This is a genomic window from Thalassospira sp. ER-Se-21-Dark (assembly GCF_017922435.1).
GTDB lineage: Bacteria > Pseudomonadota > Alphaproteobacteria > Rhodospirillales > Thalassospiraceae > Thalassospira.
Genome location: NZ_VDEZ01000002.1, coordinates 745,054 through 761,029, shown reverse-complemented (window position 1 = coordinate 761,029; position 15,976 = coordinate 745,054). Strand labels below are relative to the sequence as shown.

Below are 15,976 nucleotides of genomic sequence, written 5' to 3'. Positions count from 1 at the left end.
CAGATTAAATTTGCCGTGCGGCTTTCTTTTGCATGTGGCGCTGAAACCACTTGGCAAGGAGCGGCGCCAGCAACACGATTTCGAAAATGCGCACGATATGATGAAAGGCGACAAAGCTCGGTTCGACATTGAGTGCGAGCGCAATCAATGACATTTCGGCAACGCCACCCGGCGCAAAGGCCAGCAATACGGCAATGAAATCAAGATCCAGCCATTGCGATACGAACCATGCAACCCCGCCCGTAAAGGCCAGGACAACAAAGGTTGCCAGGACAGAATAGCCCGCAAGGCGAACAAGGACGGCGATTTTGACGCCCGAGAACCGACTGCCGATGGCAGAGCCAAGGATCAACAAGCTTCCGGCAAGCAACCAATCAGGCAGGTTGCCCTCGACGATGCCCGATACATGTAAGACCATGCTAGCCGCCATCGCACCGGTCATGTAGGCAGCCGGGATGCGCAGCTTGCGAAAGACCAGCACTGTGATGATCGCGCAACCGGCGGTCAAAAGTCCTTCGTTCAGTGTCATTTGAACCGATTGGCTATCGCCATGGCCGTTTGCCACAACGCCTGTGATCATCAAAACAATCAGTGGTGCGGACATCACCAGCAGCAAAACACGCAAACCCTGCGTCAGGGCGATTTCCTGTTCATTGCCGCCAGCAGCGGCACCAAGAACGACCATCGGTGTCAGGCCACCTGGAGTTGCGGAAAACAGCGCTGTGGCAGGATCCAGGCGGGCAATGCGGGAATAGAACCAGGTGATCACGAATGTGATGATCGGAACATATAGCAGAACCGCGATCATGCTGATCGGCCACTTTGCGGCCTGATCAAGCGTATCGGGGGTAAAGGATGCGCCAAGGAAAATACCAATAACGCCAAGGATGCCAGAGCGAAATTGCATCGGGACACCCATCGGCACGCGCAGCAGGCTGGCGATAAAGGTGGCCAGCATCGGGCCCATCATCCAGGCCAGAGGCATATTGATGAAATGGGCGATCAAGCCGCCAATAAGGCCAATCCCCAAAGCAATCGACAGTTTTTTGAAAAACTGGGGTGTCAAAACACCGGAAAGTCGGTTGATCCAATGGGCGCCTGGGCGACCATCCGGTGTTCTCTTCATTATGCTTCGGCCTTGTTCTTCTCGATTTGTTCAAGGAAGCCATCAATAGCGTTGCGCAGTTTGGTGGCTTCGTCATTCAATGTGCTGGTGGCACGCGTTACGTTTGCAGAACCGTTATGTACGCGGGCCGTTTCGTTATCTAGCGCACCAACCGCCTCGGCCACGGTTCGCATGCCACCATTGGCATCCTGAATGCTGTCAGAAATACCGGCTGTTGAGGCCTGTTGTTCTTCAACAGCTGCGGCGATGGCAGCGGCTGACTGATCAACCTCGCCAATAACATCGGCAACACCGTGCAAGGCATTGACCACGTTATCGGTAAGGCCGCGGATTTCTTCGACCTGACTTGCGATATCTTCGGTTGCGCGTGCGGTCTGAGAGGCAAGGTTTTTAACTTCGCCCGCCACAACGGCAAAGCCCTTACCGGCGTCACCGGCGCGTGCAGCCTCAATCGTGGCATTCAGGGCAAGCAGGTTGGTCTGGTTGGCGATGTCTTCGATCAGGCTGACGATATCACCGATCCGCTGGGTGGCGTTGGTCAGCTGTTCAAACAGGGCGCGTGACTGTTCGCTTTCGGAACGTGCACGTCCGGCAACCTCGGCCGAGTTTTGGGCCTGTTGGCCGATTTCAGCAATGGCTTCGGACAAGCTTGCGGTCGTCTGCGAAACAGCTTCGATGTGATGAAGAACTTGCTCGGAATGCTGGTTGGCGTCGGCGGACCGTGCGCTGGCAAGGGTTGCGATCTGTTCCATGTCGCTGGCAGATCCGTTGAGCGAGCTGAATTCCTGATCAAAACCGGAAAGGGCTTCCTGAACGACGCGCTGGAAATGATTGGTGGCGTCGATCAGGTTTTGCTGGCGCTGTCTTTCAAGGCCACGCACACGTTCGCGTTCCTGACGCAGGACTTCTGCTTCCTTCGACTGATCCCGCAGCACCATGACAGAGCGCGCGACCTTGCCAATCTCGTCAGCGCGTTGTCCGCCGCGAACACTCACATCAAGATCGCCATTTGAAATTTGTTCGATCAATTCGGCAAGGTCGGTCATGGGCCGTGAAATGCGCCGGGAGACAAAGACCGACACAACAACCGCAACAACGACAACAATCAGTGCAACGATGACAAAGACACGCTGCAGGGCTTCGGCCTGCGCATAGGCATCGGCAAACGATGTGGTGGCAATTTCATGTGATTGGGCAAGGATATCGTTGAGTGGCGCCTGAAGGGCCTGGAAGGTTTCATCTGCCTGGGCAATGACTTCCAGCGCGCCATAGATGTTCATTTCGCTTTCAACAAGGAACTGGTTCACCTGTTCCATGTATTTCGCATAGTTCTCGGTAAAGGCATCACCACCCACAGCGGCAAGACGCTGGGCAAGGGGGGCGAGTTCTTCTTCGAGTTTGGCGACCTGTTCGCGAAGATCGGGCACAACAGCAGCATTAATGCCGTTTGAGTCCCAAGTCAGAATACGAAACAGCGATCCGTGCGCCTCATTCAGGGCGTTGCTGAGTGTTAGCGCATCGGATCGCCGTTCATAGGCTTCAACGCGAAGGCTGGTAAGGGTGTCTTTTTCGCTTTCGAGGGTTGCCACCGTGGCAATCCCCATGGCGACAATGACGATCATCAGGAAGACCGGAACCAAAAGGGTTTTGGGACCAATCGACAGATTATCAAGAAACCGCATTACCAATATCCTTCATGTCGCTCAGAGGCAGATCTTAGAGTTCACCATCATTGGGAAGCGCTGATTTGCGGTTTGCCAACCAGCTGCGCAGATTGCCGATCAACGGGGCTGCAAGGAACAGAATGCTGATCAACAGGATCACAAGCGTGATCGGGCGTTCCCAAAGGAATGAAATTGAACCGTCACTAATGGCCAGTGCACGACGGAGGTTTTCCTCCATCATCTTGCCAAGAATGAAGCCGAGCAACATCGGTGCCATCGGATAGTTCAAAAGACGCAGGCCGATCGCAATTGCAGCTGCAATCACCATCATGTGGATGTCCATGGTGTTAAAGGTCACCAGATAGACACCAACCAGCGAGAAGAACAGAACGAACGGAACAAGAAGCTGCTGGGGCAGGGCCAAAAGACGCGAGATATACGGGATGAGTGGCAGGTTCAGAACCAGCAGGACGATATTGCCGATATACATCGAAATGATCACCGACCAGAACACGTCCGGCTGTTCAACAAACAGACGCGGACCTGGCTGAACGCCATAGGAAATCAGCGCGCCCATCATCACAGCCGTGGTGCCCGAACCCGGAATACCAAGGGTCAGAAGCGGTACGAAGGAACCGGAACACGCAGCGTTGTTTGCGGTTTCCGGTGCCGCCAGACCACGGATGGAGCCCTTGCCAAAGCCGAGCTTTTCCTTCGCCGAGGCAATATTGCGTTCCATGCCGTATGCAAGGAAGGATGCAATCGTTGCACCGGCACCCGGCAGAACGCCGGTAAAGAAACCAAGAACCGACGAACGGCCAATGACCGGGATCATGATCTTGACTTCTTCCTTCGACAGCTTCATCGAGCCCAGGCTTTTAAGCGCCTTTTCTTCCTCGGAACGCGTGTCCTTGGTCGGACGCAGGATCGACAGCAGGGCCTCTGAAAGGGCAAAGGTCGACATGGCCAACAAAAGGAAGCTGATGCCATCGACAAGATCCATGCTGCCAAAGGTAAAGCGGGCAACCCCAGCCGCCGGGTCGGTGCCGATGGTCGAAAGCATGATCCCGAACAGGGTCATGGTAATCGCCTTAAGAACCTGTCCCTTGCCGGCAAAGGCAGACACAGCCGTCAGGCCAAGCACCATCAGTGCGAAATAGTCACCCGACTGGAACGAAAGCGAAACTGATGCCAGTGCCGGAGCGGCCACCAGCAGGAAGATCGCAGCAATCGTACCACCAGAGAAAGACGAGTAGGCTGCAATGGCCAGTGCCTTGCCAGCTTGGCCCTTTTGGGCCATCGGGTAACCGTCAAAGGCGGTCGCAACTGTTCCGGCAACACCGGGCGCATTGATCAGAATAGAAGAGGTCGAGCCGCCAAAGATTGCCCCGTAATACACGCCCGCCATCAGGATAAGGCCGGTGGACGGATCAAACCCGTAGGTGATCGGGATCATCAGGGCAATGGCAGTGATTGGGCCAAGACCGGGAAGCATCCCGATAAAGGTGCCTGCGAAACAGCCGACCGCAACCATCAACAGGTTGATCGGCATGACAGCGGTCGAAAGACCGGAGAAAATTCCCTCAAGCATCGTTTGACATCCAACCGAGATAATAGAAGAAATCGCCCGGGGTCAGGTAGATGCCCATGGCATAGAGCAAGCCCCAGAAAGCAAGCGTGACACCGACAGCCGTCAGGATCAGAACCAACGGACGCCGTTCGCCAAGCGTATAGAAACCGCCCATCAGGAAGAGCGATGTTGAAATCGGGAAGCCCAGCTGGCGGATGGTCAGGCCATAAAACACCATCAGTGCCGCCAGGATAACAACGCGTTTCCACTTAAGACCGCGGAAAGCGTGTTCGAGGCTGCCGGCCTCTTTGTTGGTCGGCAGCACCAGTTGGATGAAGGAAACCACACCAAGCAACCATGCAAGGGCGTTAGGGAGGGTTCTGGCATTGAACGGGGCATCCTCGTCGCCAAACAGCAGCGGGATGTCATCGACATAGAAGCCATATATCAGCGCAAGGCAAAGAAATAGCAGCGCGCCGAATTTGTCGCGATTGATGGACATGGCGTGGTTTCCTTCGGAGGTCTTTTTACTTGTGTATTAACGGCTTATTTCAGGAAGCCAAGGTCGCGCATCAGGTCGCCAACGACCTTTTCCTGCTGTTCCATGAAGGCAGAAAACTCAGCACGCGGCTTGTAGATTTTTTCCCAGCCATTGCGGGTACGAACGGTTTCCCATTCTGGGGTTGCCTGAACGTCCTTGAGGATCGCAGCGTAGGCATCCGCTTTTTCAGCTGACAGAGACGGCGAACCAAAGTAACCGCGCCAGTTGACGAATTCAGCATCAATGCCGAGTTCACCAAGCGACGGAACGTCCGGAGCAGCTTCAACGCGTTCTTTCGAGGTTACAGCCAGAATGCGAACCTGACCTGCCTTGGCAAGTTCAAGCAGTTCACCCAGACCGGTCGATAGAACTTCGGTTTCACCCGACAGAAGGCCAGCGATTGCTTTGCCACCTGCGTCATACGGAATGTATTTTACCTGTTTGGCATCGCCGCCGCCCTGCTGAACAGCATAGGCTGCAACGATGTGGTCCATACCGCCACGGACCGAACCGCCACCGAACTTGACCGAAGACGGATCAGCTTTGACCGCGTCAACAACGTCGGTGAAGGACTGATACGGGCTGTCGGCCGGAACAGCGAATGCTGCATATTCAGCAACAACGGCTGCGATCGGGGTCAGGTCGCGGAACGACTGCGGGAAGACACCGGTCAGCGAACGCACGATGATCGGGGTGGAGTTGACCATCAGGGTGTTGTCAAGACGATCAGCAGCTTCGATCATGTAGGCAATCGCCTTACCGCCGCCGCCGCCAGACATGTTTTCGTAGGACGCGGTGCCAACAAGACCCGATTTGGTCAGGGCTTCACCGGTACCACGTGCCGTGCCATCCCAGCCGCCGCCTGCGCCGCCCGGAATGACGAAGTGAATTTCGTCGATTTCTGCAGCTTTGGCATCCATTGCACCAAATGCAGCAGTCGAAACAGCAACAGCCGTGGCTGCTGCGATAAATCCGCGACGCGAGAACATCGACAGTTTGTTCATCAGGGTCTCCTCCAGACACTAAAGCAATTTCCCAGCCACCCGAATAGTGGCAAGCCGATCAATGGAACAAAGCACCAGCAAGGGGAGTCCGAACACCGCTTTCAGAGGCATGAATGCCCACCTGACCCCGGAAATTGACCTGACCTCCCTTGCCGAATTTTCTTCTTGTTTGTTCCGGGGCCAATTTATGACTCACGGATCGGCAGTGGCGGGACGGTAACAGCCAAACCTGTCACCAACCTGTCATTGGCAAAAAATGGGTGAAAAAACTTCACATGATTTATGCGTTAACGGCAAAGATGGGCGGCCGTTTGTGATCATGAAGACATGCGTTTACCGCAATCCGCAGCACGTGATTGCAGCGAAGCCAGGCATTTAAGTCGCTTTTCCGGGGTGAACCGACTGATCGGACCAGAAAGGGCAAGTGCGCCAAGCAGGTGGTTCTGCCGATCCAGTACCGGAACGGCAATCGCCGAAACGTCCGGATCGCGTTCACCTTCGCTCAGGGCAAACCTGTCCTCGAGGACCTGTAACGAACGGTCATCGACGCCATCACCCCATGCGCGGATGACGTGGCCAGCAGCCCCGAATTCACAAGGAAGAATAGCGCCTTCTTCAAGATGATGTCGCAGGCTGCTGGAGGAGTTTTCGCGAAACAAGCACAGGCGATTAGGACCTTCGGGGACATAGAAAGACGCGGTTTCACCGCTTTCCGAAACAAGGATCGAAAGGTGTGGGCGGACGATATCGTCCATGCCGTATGATCGCCGGTAAATGGAGCCAAGACGCCAAAGTGCCGGGCCAAGGCGATAGCGGCCACGACCGGAAATCATCAAAAAACCACAAGACTCCAACGTTCCCGCCAGTCTCGAGATGGTGCTTTTATACATTCCGGTACGCTCGGACAGGTCCTTGAGTGACAGGTCATGGTCCTGATCGGTGAAGGCATCAAGAATTCCCAAGGCGCGCTCAACCGCTGTAACGTTTTGTTCTGACATGGATTTACCTGCTCCGGTTCTCTGGGGTGCTGCCATGGCTGGGCGAACATCATTTTCCCTAGGTCCAAAATTCTATATAATAGAATATAATTCTACCAGACAGAATTTAGGAAATATCCATGAGCGGACCAAAATCTCTTTCCGGAATAACGGTTCTTGACCTGACAAATGTGTTGGCCGGGCCGTTTTGCTGTCACCAGCTGGCCCATATGGGGGCGGATGTCATCAAGGTCGAAGCGCCGGGGCGTGGTGATCTTGCCCGCCAGCTTGGTGCCGACATGGAGCTCAATGAAAAGCTGATGGGCGTTTCATTCATGGCACAAAACGCCGGTAAACGTTCGATCACGCTGAACCTTAAGGATCCGCGCGGGAAAGAAATCCTGAAAAAGCTCGTGGCCAAGGCCGATGTTCTGGTCGAGAACTTCCGTCCGGGCGTGATGGATCGTCTCGAGCTTGGCTATGATGTGCTTTCAAAGGTTAATCCGGGGCTTGTTTATTGCGCGATTTCCGGCTTTGGCCAGAGTGGCCCGATGAAGAAACTTCCCGCCTATGACCAGATTGTTCAGGGCCTGTCGGGCATCATGACCATCACCGGCGAGGAGGATAAAGGGACCTATCGCGTCGGGTATCCGATGGCCGATACCATTGGCGGCATGACTGCGGCCTTTGCGATCAGTTCAGCGTTGGCGGGGCGGGCCATGGGCAACAAGGATGCCAAGGGCAGTTTCATTGATATTTCGATGCTGGAATCGGTGATTGCCACGATGGGTTGGGTGGTCTCGAACTATCTAATTGCCGGCAAGGAGCCGACCGCCAATGGCAATGACAACTTCACGTCTTCACCATCTGGCGCCTTTACCACGTCCGATGGCCAGATCAACATTGCCGCAAACAAGCAGGAACAATTCGAGGCCCTGTGCGGTGTTCTTGGCATTGAGGCGCTGATCAAGGATCGGCGGTTTGTATCGCGCAAGGAACGGCTCGAAAACAGATCGGCTTTGACCAACCTGCTTGAAGACGTGCTGGTGACACAAGAAACCGATTACTGGGTCGAAAAACTTAACGCCGTTGGCGTTCCGGCCGGTGCTGTCCTGACCGTGCCACAGGCGCTTTCGCTGCCACAGATTGCTGATCGCGGGATGCTGGCGGCGTTTGAAAATGTGCCGGGTGCCGATCGGGATATCCGTATCCTTCGGACCGGAATCAAAATGGATGGTGATGCACCGTCGGTAAGTGCACCGCCGCCGGAACTTGGACAAGACAATCAGGACATCCTGTCGTCGCTGGGCTTTTCCAATGATGAAATCGATAACTTTGCCAAGGAGGGCGTGCTGTGAGTTCGAAAACCGTTGAAGACGTTGAAAACGAAGTGCGCGACTGGTGGCAGACCGGCATCATCGATATGGAGCCGGGCAAAATCCATTATGGCGGTTACGCGATTGAGGATCTGATCGGCAATATCAGCTTTCCGACCATGATCTGGTTGATGACACGTGGCGAATTGCCATCAGCACCGCAGGCCAAGCTGCTTGAAGCCGCCCTTGTTTCGGCCATCGATCACGGGCCGCAAGCTCCCAGCATCGCCATCGCCCGCATGGCGGCGACGTGTGGCGTTGGTCTGAACAATGCCATGGCCAGTGCGGTTAATGTGCTGGGTGATGTGCATGGCGGTGCGGGCGAGCAGGCCGTTGCCCTTTACCATGACATCGCAACACGTATGGATGCCGGGCAGGATATGGCCGCAGCAGTTTCAGACGGCCTTGATCATCAAATCGCTGAGCATGGCAAACATGTGCCGGGCTTTGGCCATCGGTTCCACCCGGTTGACCCGCGTGCACCACGGCTTTTGGCGCTCGTACGCGAGGCAGCAGAGGAAGGTCATGTGCCGGGTCGGTATGGCGAAATTGCCAGCACGATCGAGGCAGAGCTTTTGGCGCGTAAAGGTAAACGGATCCCGATGAACATCGATGGTGCAACGGCGGTCATATATGCCGAACTGGGATTTGCGCCGGAATTGGCGCGTGGGCTGTTTTGTCTTTCGCGGTCGGTCGGCATTCTTGCCCATGCATGGGAACAAACCCAACAGGGTGGCCGCAACAAGGGACCGATCCCGCGCCGGATGATCTGGAGCTATACCGGTCCGGATCGTCGTCCGGTACCCGATAGTACCAAGTCTTAACAAGATAAGTGGTTGGGCAGGGTGCGTTATCTGCGGTTCAGCAGTGCATCCTGCCAGCGGCGCAGGAAGCGCTGGCGCTTGGCCTGATCAAGGTAAACCAGCAATCCAGGCCCGACCGGGAAGGAGCGCACGCGTTCGCCATATCGGTCAAAGATCAGCGACGAGAATGTGCTGGGCGGAACGTCGGCGCGTACCGGGTTGAAGTTGCCTTCATTTTGCAAAACGCTTTGGCCCTTGATCGACAACATGAAATCAAGGAACCGACCGCCAAGGTCGGGGTTGCGTGCGCCACGCGGAATGATGGCGATCCTTGAATAAACGACGATAAAGTCGTCGGGCAGTATGACGCCAAGGTTCGGGTTCCGCTGGGTAAAGGTTTCCGCATACGATCCCAGCAGGTTATAGCCCAGCACCACCTGACCGGACGCGATTTTTTCAAGCATTGGAGATGTATTGGAATAAAGCTTTACCTTCGCCTGACCCAGAATGCGGACAAAATCCCAGATACCGGGGAAGAATCGTTCATCGCGCGCCAGAAATAGGAAGCCAACACCGCTGCGTTCAATGTCATAGGTCGTGACTTTTTCGCTCAGCAACTCGTCGTGGTTGACAAGCAGCCGGATAAAGTCTTCGCGGGTTCTGGGCGGTTCAAGTTCGTTTTCGCGGAAAAACTCGCGGTTATAGGCGATGACGGCGGGTTCCTGCGTTACGGCGAAGGCTTCGTTGCGCCAGCGTGCCCAATGCGGCAAAGCGTCTGTTTCACTGCTTTGATAGGAGGTGGCATATCCGTCATTGGCCAGTTTCATCTGCAGATCCATCGAGGAGCTGATGATCAGGTCCGCGGTTGGTTCACCGTTTGCCCGCTGGCTTTGGGTAATGTCATACATCTCAAGCGTTTGCAGCTGATGATATTCAACGCCAATAAACGGGTTATCTTGTTGAAACGCTGCGATCACCGGGACAAAGGCACCGATATCGGCAGAGCCATAGATAACGGCCATTGGTTGTGTGCTGGTCAGCAGTGACTGTTCTGGATCGGACGCCTGGGACGAACGCAATGCCGGATAGGTGAAAACTTCGGCCATCGCAGAAGAAACTTGCATCGCGAGGGCGATGAAACATAAACCAATACAGATACGGCCCGAAATCATGCTGCAATACTCTGTGTCGCGGATGGTCATTGGCATATGGTGCCGGGGCGAGGATATCGCTTGTTCTTGAATCCCTTTGCCGGGAAAATGGCAGAACAGAAATTACCTCTGTCGAGGTTTATCAGGGAAAAGTCGCGCAAACAATGAGAGTCCTTGTTGTCGAAGATCATGCCGCACTGGCAGATGGAATTGCAGGATCCCTGCGACAGTCTGGCTATGCGGTCGATGTGATCGCCGATGGCGAGGAAGCTGACGACGTTCTGCGTACCCAGGAATATGGCCTGGTGGTACTTGATCTGAACCTTCCGAAACTTGACGGACTTGAGATCCTCAAACGTTTGCGTCATCGCGGAGCCGAAAGTGCGGTTCTGATCCTGACCGCGCGCGGTGACATCGAAGACAGGGTCAAGGGACTTGATCTTGGTGCGGATGACTATCTGGCCAAACCGTTCGAACTGGTCGAGCTTGAAGCACGGGTGAGGGCGCTGATGCGGCGCAATGCCGGGACGCATAACACCCAGCTTAAATGTGGAAAGCTCAGTTTCGATACAGTGGCGCGACGGGTAACGGTTGATGGCACGGATGTCGATATTCCAAAGCGTGAGCTTAATATCCTTGAAATCCTGTTGATGCGGGTCGGCCATGTCCTGAGCAAGGAGCAAATCGTTGATCAGTTGGCCGGGTTTGAAGACGATATCAGTGCCAACGCGGTCGAGCTCTATATCAGTCGATTGCGCAAACGGGTCGAGGCGGCCGATGTCAAAATCCAGACCGTTCGCGGTCTTGGCTATCTGTTGAAAAAAACATGAAATGGCGTAATCGATCGCTTCGGCGCAGGCTTGTCATATCGCTGCTGATCCCGCTTTTGGTGGTCAGTTCCCTGATGCTGCTTGAAGTCCGCAGTAACGCAGTTAATTCGACAAACCAGGCATTTGACCGTGCACTTTTAAGTTCTGCATTAGCCATTGCTGACCGGGTTGTTTTGATTGGTGGCAAGATCGAAGTGGACGTTCCCTATGTCGCGCTTGAGATGCTTACAAGTGCGGCGGAAGACCGGGTTTTCTATCAGGTCAGTACCGCACAGGGCGAATTCATTACCGGCTACGAGGATCTGCCACCTGTGCCGGAAAAGTTCCTGCCATTGCGTGAAGAACCGGTTTTCTACGATGCGGTTTATAACGGCGAGACGGTGCGGATTGGCGCGCTTTCACGCTATGTGGCGAGTGTTCGCAAAGCGACCCGTTTTCATGTGTTGGTTGCCGAAACCATGGGAACCCGCACAAGGCTTAGCGAAGATATTCTTGCCAGTGCCGCCGCGCGCCAGATCTTGCTGATTGTCATTGCCGCCATGATCGTCTGGTTCGGTATCGGTCAGGGCCTGAAGCCACTTGCAAGGCTTGAAGAGGCGCTTAATCGCCGTTCTCCGAGTGATCTCAGGCCGATTTTGCACGATGTGCCGATTGAGGTTCGCCATCTGGTGGGCGCCATCAACCAGCTTTTCGGGCGGTTGGAAAACAGCCTGAAGACCATGCAACGCTTTACTGCAGATGCTGCGCATCAGCTTAGAACGCCATTGGCCGCACTTCGAACCCAGGCCGAACTTGGTCAGCGTGAGAAGGATCCCGAGAAAATCCACCAGATCATGGATACCATCGCGGCCTCGACCCGGCAGACATCGCATCTGGCCAATCAGTTATTGGCATCCGCACGTGCCGCACCCGAAGGCCTTGCGGGTCGGCCGTTTGACAAGATTGATCTTTGTGAAATTACCCGTGCAGTAACCGGATCAAAAGTGCCGGTCGCAATCGAACGGGGCATTGATCTTGGATATGAGGGGATCACCGATCCGGCGTGGATTATGGGTGATGCGACATTGATTGAAGAGTTGCTTAAAAACCTTGTCCATAACGCACTGACATACTGCCCAAGTGGTAGTGCCGTGACCGTTCGGCTTGAACAGAATACTGTCAAAAACAAGGTGACATTGACCGTCGAAGATAACGGCCCGGGTATTCCGGTCGAACACCGCAAGGATGTCTTCAAGCGGTTCTACCGGATCAATGATGCCGGATATGACGAGGGATGCGGACTGGGACTTTCCATCGTCAAGGAAATCGCTGCACGCCACGAAACCAAGGTTAAACTGACGCAACCCAAAGAGCATAGCGGGTGCATCTTCAGTATCAGTTTCGATATGGCACCTTTGGACGAGCGCAAAGAAAACTGATTGCCCAGTTCTGCTGATTGTTGGTGCCGAACAAGAACCTAATCCAGCGGTACTGGTTGACCGGCAAGCCAGGCGGACAGTTCCTTGTTGGCGCTTATCAAGCCCTCACGATTGATGACCTTTCGGGCGATGGCGCTGGAAACAGCGCGTGTGCGTTTGTTAAGCACAATGCCCATTTTGTTCTGGTCTTGTGACTCAACTTCAAGCTTGTCATAAAGCGACAGCAAGCGGTTCTGGACGGTACGGAGCGATAGTTTCCGGCGCATGGCAATTGCCTTGTCAGGAAGTCCCAGCGCCAGATCAAGCAATATCAGATATTCGAATTCCGTCAGCGCACTGCGCGAGCGCATCTGCTGTGCCTGGATCTGGTGAACTTCGCGATCCACAACAATCTGTGCTTCGATAAGGACGGCACGCAAAGCCAGTCGCATCTTGTCTGGTGTTGCGGTTTTCAGCACATACCCATAGGCCGCTTGATCAGGAACGATACGGGTGATTCCCCGCAGATATGCCTCATCCGAATAGTTCGACCAGAAAAGTATCCTTGTGTGGGGGCGTTCTGCCCAGATCGTTCGCGCGGCTTCAATGCCGTTATGTTCCTTCATGCGCAAGTCCATTACGACGGCTGAAATCTGATGCATATGTGCAAGTTTTTCGGCCTCCTTGCCGTTGTGGGCAACAAGGATTTCGTCAAATTCCGGCAACGCGTTTTCAACGATTTCCATCAGGAAATCCGCGTGCATGTTGTCATCTTCAACCAGCAATATTTTCATTGATCGTTTCTCCTTGTTGTCTGGTCGCTTGATGCAACTGAATTGTTATTTGTGTGCCGTCGGAAGTTGAAAGGTCATATTTTGCACCGATCAGGCGGGCGCGTGTTTTCATATGTTCCAACCCACTGGACGGTTTTCTTGGATGGGGCTGGAAGTTTCCGTTATCCGAAACCCGGATCGTCAGGCAGTCATCCGGGCTTTTGGTAATCAAGACTGAAACAAGTGACGCATTCGAATGCAGCACGGCATTGTTGATGGCTTCCTGACAGATGCGAAAGACTGCGATGCGGGTTGTTTCGGGCAATAGGTCAATCGCCCCATCTGTTTGATCATCGACCTTGAAGCGCATTGCGCTGTCATAGCTTACAGCCCGTTCCAGATGCGTCTGCACAGCGTGGTGGAAGCCAAACAGGTCAAGAATCGATGGGATCGAGGTATCAATGATATCGCGCAGCCCCTGAATCATGTTTTGGACTTGCTGCTGCAGCCTTAGATACTGTGCCTCACTAAGGCCCGGGCGAAGATCCCGTGCGATGCGTGTTAGATCAGCCAAGGTTTGATCATGCAGGTCCATGCCAATGCGCTGGCGTTCGGCCTCAAGCGCGTCGGTAAGGCTGAGTGCACCAAGTCGCAGACCTTCTTCGCGTGCAAGGATTTCAGCCCGAATGATCGCTTCCTTGTTGGCCTTTTCGTTGGCGCGCAAGGCATAGAAATACGGGGCCAGCATGTCGGCCAAAATGCGCATCTGTTCAAGGTGGCTCTGGTCGTAGAAATCTTCCTTTTTCGAAGAACAATTCAACGATCCAACGACTTCACCCAGCACCTTCATGCCGACACTGACACGGCTACGAAGTTCGTGGTCAATAATCGGCGCACTTACCGCGCCCGGGAAAAGGAAACGGGGATCCTCAAGGGCATTTCCCGTCAATAGATGGTCGGTCTTACCCAGCAGAATGTCGCGGATAGGCGCCTTACGCACATGGGAGCGCATCTTGCTCCAGGCTGTTTCGACGCCAACCTCATAGGCTGTTGCCCACCTTTTGTCCGTGTCAATCAAGCACACATCAAGGTGATCAAACTCGATAATCTTCTCGATCTCGGTTTTGACCGAGCTGAGCGCCGAGTGAATATCAAGGTTCCCCGCAAGCAAGTTGGAGATGCGAAGGTAATGAGCAAGATCCGACATGAGTGGTTTCCTCCAGCTCTTCGATAATATTCACAGGCATTTCGCTTGTCTTGCGGGAACCCGCAACTTGGATGCGTAACACCGTATGCGTTCTGCGGAAACTGCTCTTTACGATTTAATCGGAACTGATGAAGATTGCGTCATGGTTTGGTGCCTGGTTTTCAGGCATTGACCAAACTTTGCCGCACGACGGCAAAGAGCCAAACAAAAACAATAAGTCACATGCTGACATCAGGGGGGAAATCTCGGTTCACGTCAAAACGGCGTGAGAACGAAATTTCTCTGAACATACCAGAAGAACCGACCCTTGTGATCTGTGATCAGAAGGCTCGTCGTCGGCATGCGACAAACGAGACGTCAAGAACTTGCACAATGCGGGCAGGGGCGCTGACCTGCTGAGGAAGCGATAAAGAACAGCGCATCCAACGGGAGGACTACCATGAAAAAATTACTGACGATGACGACAGCGACTGTCGCATTGATGATGACTGCACAAGTTGCGTTTGCCGGGCCGAACACTGTTGCTGGTCCGGGTGCCGATCCGGCGTGCTTCACACCGGTTTCCGATGATACTGCCTATTTCCAGTGGCCTGCGCGCGAAGGGCCTTACAAGATTGCGCTTGTAAACGGCTTTATCGCCAATGACTGGCGCGTTCAGATGATTGCAGTCGCAAAGGCCTATGCCGCACAGCCGGAAGTCGCGGCCGAGATCGAAGAATTCAAGGTTGTGTCGGTTGGTGAGGACATCGCCGCACAGATTGCTGCGGCCAACAACTTTATCGATCAGGGCTTTGACGCCATTATCATTAACGCCAACAACACGCGCGCATTCGGATCGGTGGTGCGTAAAGCCAACGAAGCCAATGTCGTCGTTCTGTCGTTTGACAACGTGATTGATGATCCCAACCAGATCGCGATCAACGTTGATCAAAAAGGACTTGGAATGTCGGCCGGTAAGTTCCTTTTGGAACAAAGCGGTGATGGTTCGGCCAAGTTCCTGCATGTCCGCGGTCCGGCTGGCCAACCCGTCGACATCGCACGTAATGAAGGTTTCCATGAGGTAATCAAGGAATCCGGGCGTGATATCGAAGTCGTCGATGTTGTCGGCAACTGGGCGCCTGGTGACGGCCAAAAAGTAACTGCGGATGCCATTGCTGCCGGCGGTGTGTTTGACGGTATTTATGTTCAGGGCGGCTCACAAGGTGTTGCCACCGCAATGCTCGATGCTGGCGTGTTCAAGGCCCCGATTTCTGGTGAAACCGAGAACGCATTTCGTCAGCTTTGCAACAGCGCAGAGCTGAGCTGCCAGTCGGGTGGAACGGGGCCGGCACAGTCATCTGTGACCATCAAAACCGCCATCGCAGCCTTGAAGGGTGAAGTCGTTCCGTCAGAAATCGCGCTTCCGACCTCGATTTCCTATTCCCCGTTCAAGGAAGGTGTCGAGATGTTCCCGAAACTGCCGGGCAGCTTCTTTGCGGGTAACAATTTCGAAGCCTGTAACATTGGCTTCACGGCTGAAGAAATCGCGTCTCAGACAGGCGAAAACAACTAACAACA

14 protein-coding genes are annotated in these 15,976 nt (G+C 54.3%); 5 read left to right on the top strand and 9 right to left on the bottom strand.

Going from position 1 to position 15,976, the window contains the following annotated elements; genetic code table 11:
* Positions 1-4: 4 nt before the first annotated feature.
* The 6 genes from FHI25_RS11180 to FHI25_RS11155 all read right to left on the bottom strand — a co-directional run bounded on the left by FHI25_RS11180 (position 5) and on the right by FHI25_RS11155 (position 6,903).
* Positions 5-1,126: an AbrB family transcriptional regulator gene (locus FHI25_RS11180; protein ID WP_210517852.1), complete on the bottom strand. Its 1,122-nt coding sequence runs from the start codon at positions 1,124-1,126 to the stop codon at positions 5-7.
* Complete coding sequence (locus FHI25_RS11175; RefSeq protein ID WP_008891056.1) at positions 1,126-2,808, bottom strand: HAMP domain-containing methyl-accepting chemotaxis protein; 1,683 nt, start codon at positions 2,806-2,808, stop codon at positions 1,126-1,128. The genes FHI25_RS11180 and FHI25_RS11175 overlap by 1 nt, the downstream gene beginning before the upstream one ends.
* 34 nt (positions 2,809-2,842) lie before the next feature.
* Positions 2,843-4,381 (bottom strand): tripartite tricarboxylate transporter permease, encoded by a 1,539-nt coding sequence (locus tag FHI25_RS11170; protein ID WP_008891055.1) that lies wholly within the window; start codon positions 4,379-4,381, stop codon positions 2,843-2,845.
* The gene (locus FHI25_RS11165; protein ID WP_008891054.1) at positions 4,374-4,862 is read right to left on the bottom strand and encodes a tripartite tricarboxylate transporter TctB family protein; all 489 of its coding nucleotides are present in this window, start codon (positions 4,860-4,862) and stop codon (positions 4,374-4,376) included. The genes FHI25_RS11170 and FHI25_RS11165 overlap by 8 nt, the downstream gene beginning before the upstream one ends.
* A gap of 44 nt (positions 4,863-4,906) precedes the next feature.
* On the bottom strand, positions 4,907-5,905 hold the full coding sequence (locus tag FHI25_RS11160) for a tripartite tricarboxylate transporter substrate-binding protein (RefSeq protein WP_210517850.1): 999 nt from the start codon (positions 5,903-5,905) through the stop codon (positions 4,907-4,909).
* Between the two features lie 317 nt (positions 5,906-6,222).
* Positions 6,223-6,903, bottom strand: a complete 681-nt coding sequence (locus tag FHI25_RS11155) for an IclR family transcriptional regulator (RefSeq protein ID WP_210517848.1) — start codon at positions 6,901-6,903, stop codon at positions 6,223-6,225.
* A gap of 119 nt (positions 6,904-7,022) precedes the next feature.
* Between FHI25_RS11155 and FHI25_RS11150 the strand changes: the two genes are divergently transcribed.
* Both FHI25_RS11150 and FHI25_RS11145 read left to right on the top strand, forming a co-directional pair.
* Positions 7,023-8,240 carry a CoA transferase gene (locus FHI25_RS11150; RefSeq protein ID WP_210517846.1) on the top strand — a complete coding sequence of 406 codons (1,218 nt, stop codon included), beginning with the start codon at positions 7,023-7,025 and terminating at the stop codon, positions 8,238-8,240.
* Positions 8,237-9,082, top strand: coding sequence for a citryl-CoA lyase (locus tag FHI25_RS11145; RefSeq protein ID WP_210517844.1), 846 nt, complete (start codon positions 8,237-8,239; stop codon positions 9,080-9,082). The genes FHI25_RS11150 and FHI25_RS11145 overlap by 4 nt, the downstream gene beginning before the upstream one ends.
* 26 nt (positions 9,083-9,108) lie before the next feature.
* Here the strand turns inward: FHI25_RS11145 and FHI25_RS11140 are convergent, their stop codons facing one another.
* The gene (locus tag FHI25_RS11140) at positions 9,109-10,167 is read right to left on the bottom strand and encodes an ABC transporter substrate-binding protein (protein WP_246879041.1); all 1,059 of its coding nucleotides are present in this window, start codon (positions 10,165-10,167) and stop codon (positions 9,109-9,111) included.
* 209 nt (positions 10,168-10,376) lie between these two features.
* Here FHI25_RS11140 and FHI25_RS11135 point away from each other — a divergent pair, with 209 nt between their 5' ends.
* Entirely contained in the window at positions 10,377-11,042 is a 666-nt protein-coding gene (locus FHI25_RS11135) for a response regulator transcription factor (RefSeq protein ID WP_008891048.1), read from the top strand.
* Positions 11,039-12,460, top strand: a complete 1,422-nt coding sequence (locus FHI25_RS11130; RefSeq protein ID WP_210517841.1) for a sensor histidine kinase — start codon at positions 11,039-11,041, stop codon at positions 12,458-12,460. The genes FHI25_RS11135 and FHI25_RS11130 overlap by 4 nt, the downstream gene beginning before the upstream one ends.
* Before the next feature lie 38 nt (positions 12,461-12,498).
* On the opposite strand, the gene FHI25_RS11125 is transcribed toward FHI25_RS11130, so the two are convergent.
* Both FHI25_RS11125 and FHI25_RS11120 read right to left on the bottom strand, forming a co-directional pair.
* Positions 12,499-13,233 (bottom strand): response regulator transcription factor, encoded by a 735-nt coding sequence (locus tag FHI25_RS11125; protein WP_210517839.1) that lies wholly within the window; start codon positions 13,231-13,233, stop codon positions 12,499-12,501.
* Positions 13,214-14,419, bottom strand: a complete 1,206-nt coding sequence (locus FHI25_RS11120) for a sensor histidine kinase (RefSeq protein WP_120226053.1) — start codon at positions 14,417-14,419, stop codon at positions 13,214-13,216. Before FHI25_RS11120 ends, FHI25_RS11125 begins: the two co-directional genes overlap by 20 nt.
* A 439-nt stretch (positions 14,420-14,858) precedes the next feature.
* Here FHI25_RS11120 and FHI25_RS11115 point away from each other — a divergent pair, with 439 nt between their 5' ends.
* Positions 14,859-15,971: a substrate-binding domain-containing protein gene (locus FHI25_RS11115; RefSeq protein WP_210517837.1), complete on the top strand. Its 1,113-nt coding sequence runs from the start codon at positions 14,859-14,861 to the stop codon at positions 15,969-15,971.
* Positions 15,972-15,976: the final 5 nt, after the last annotated feature.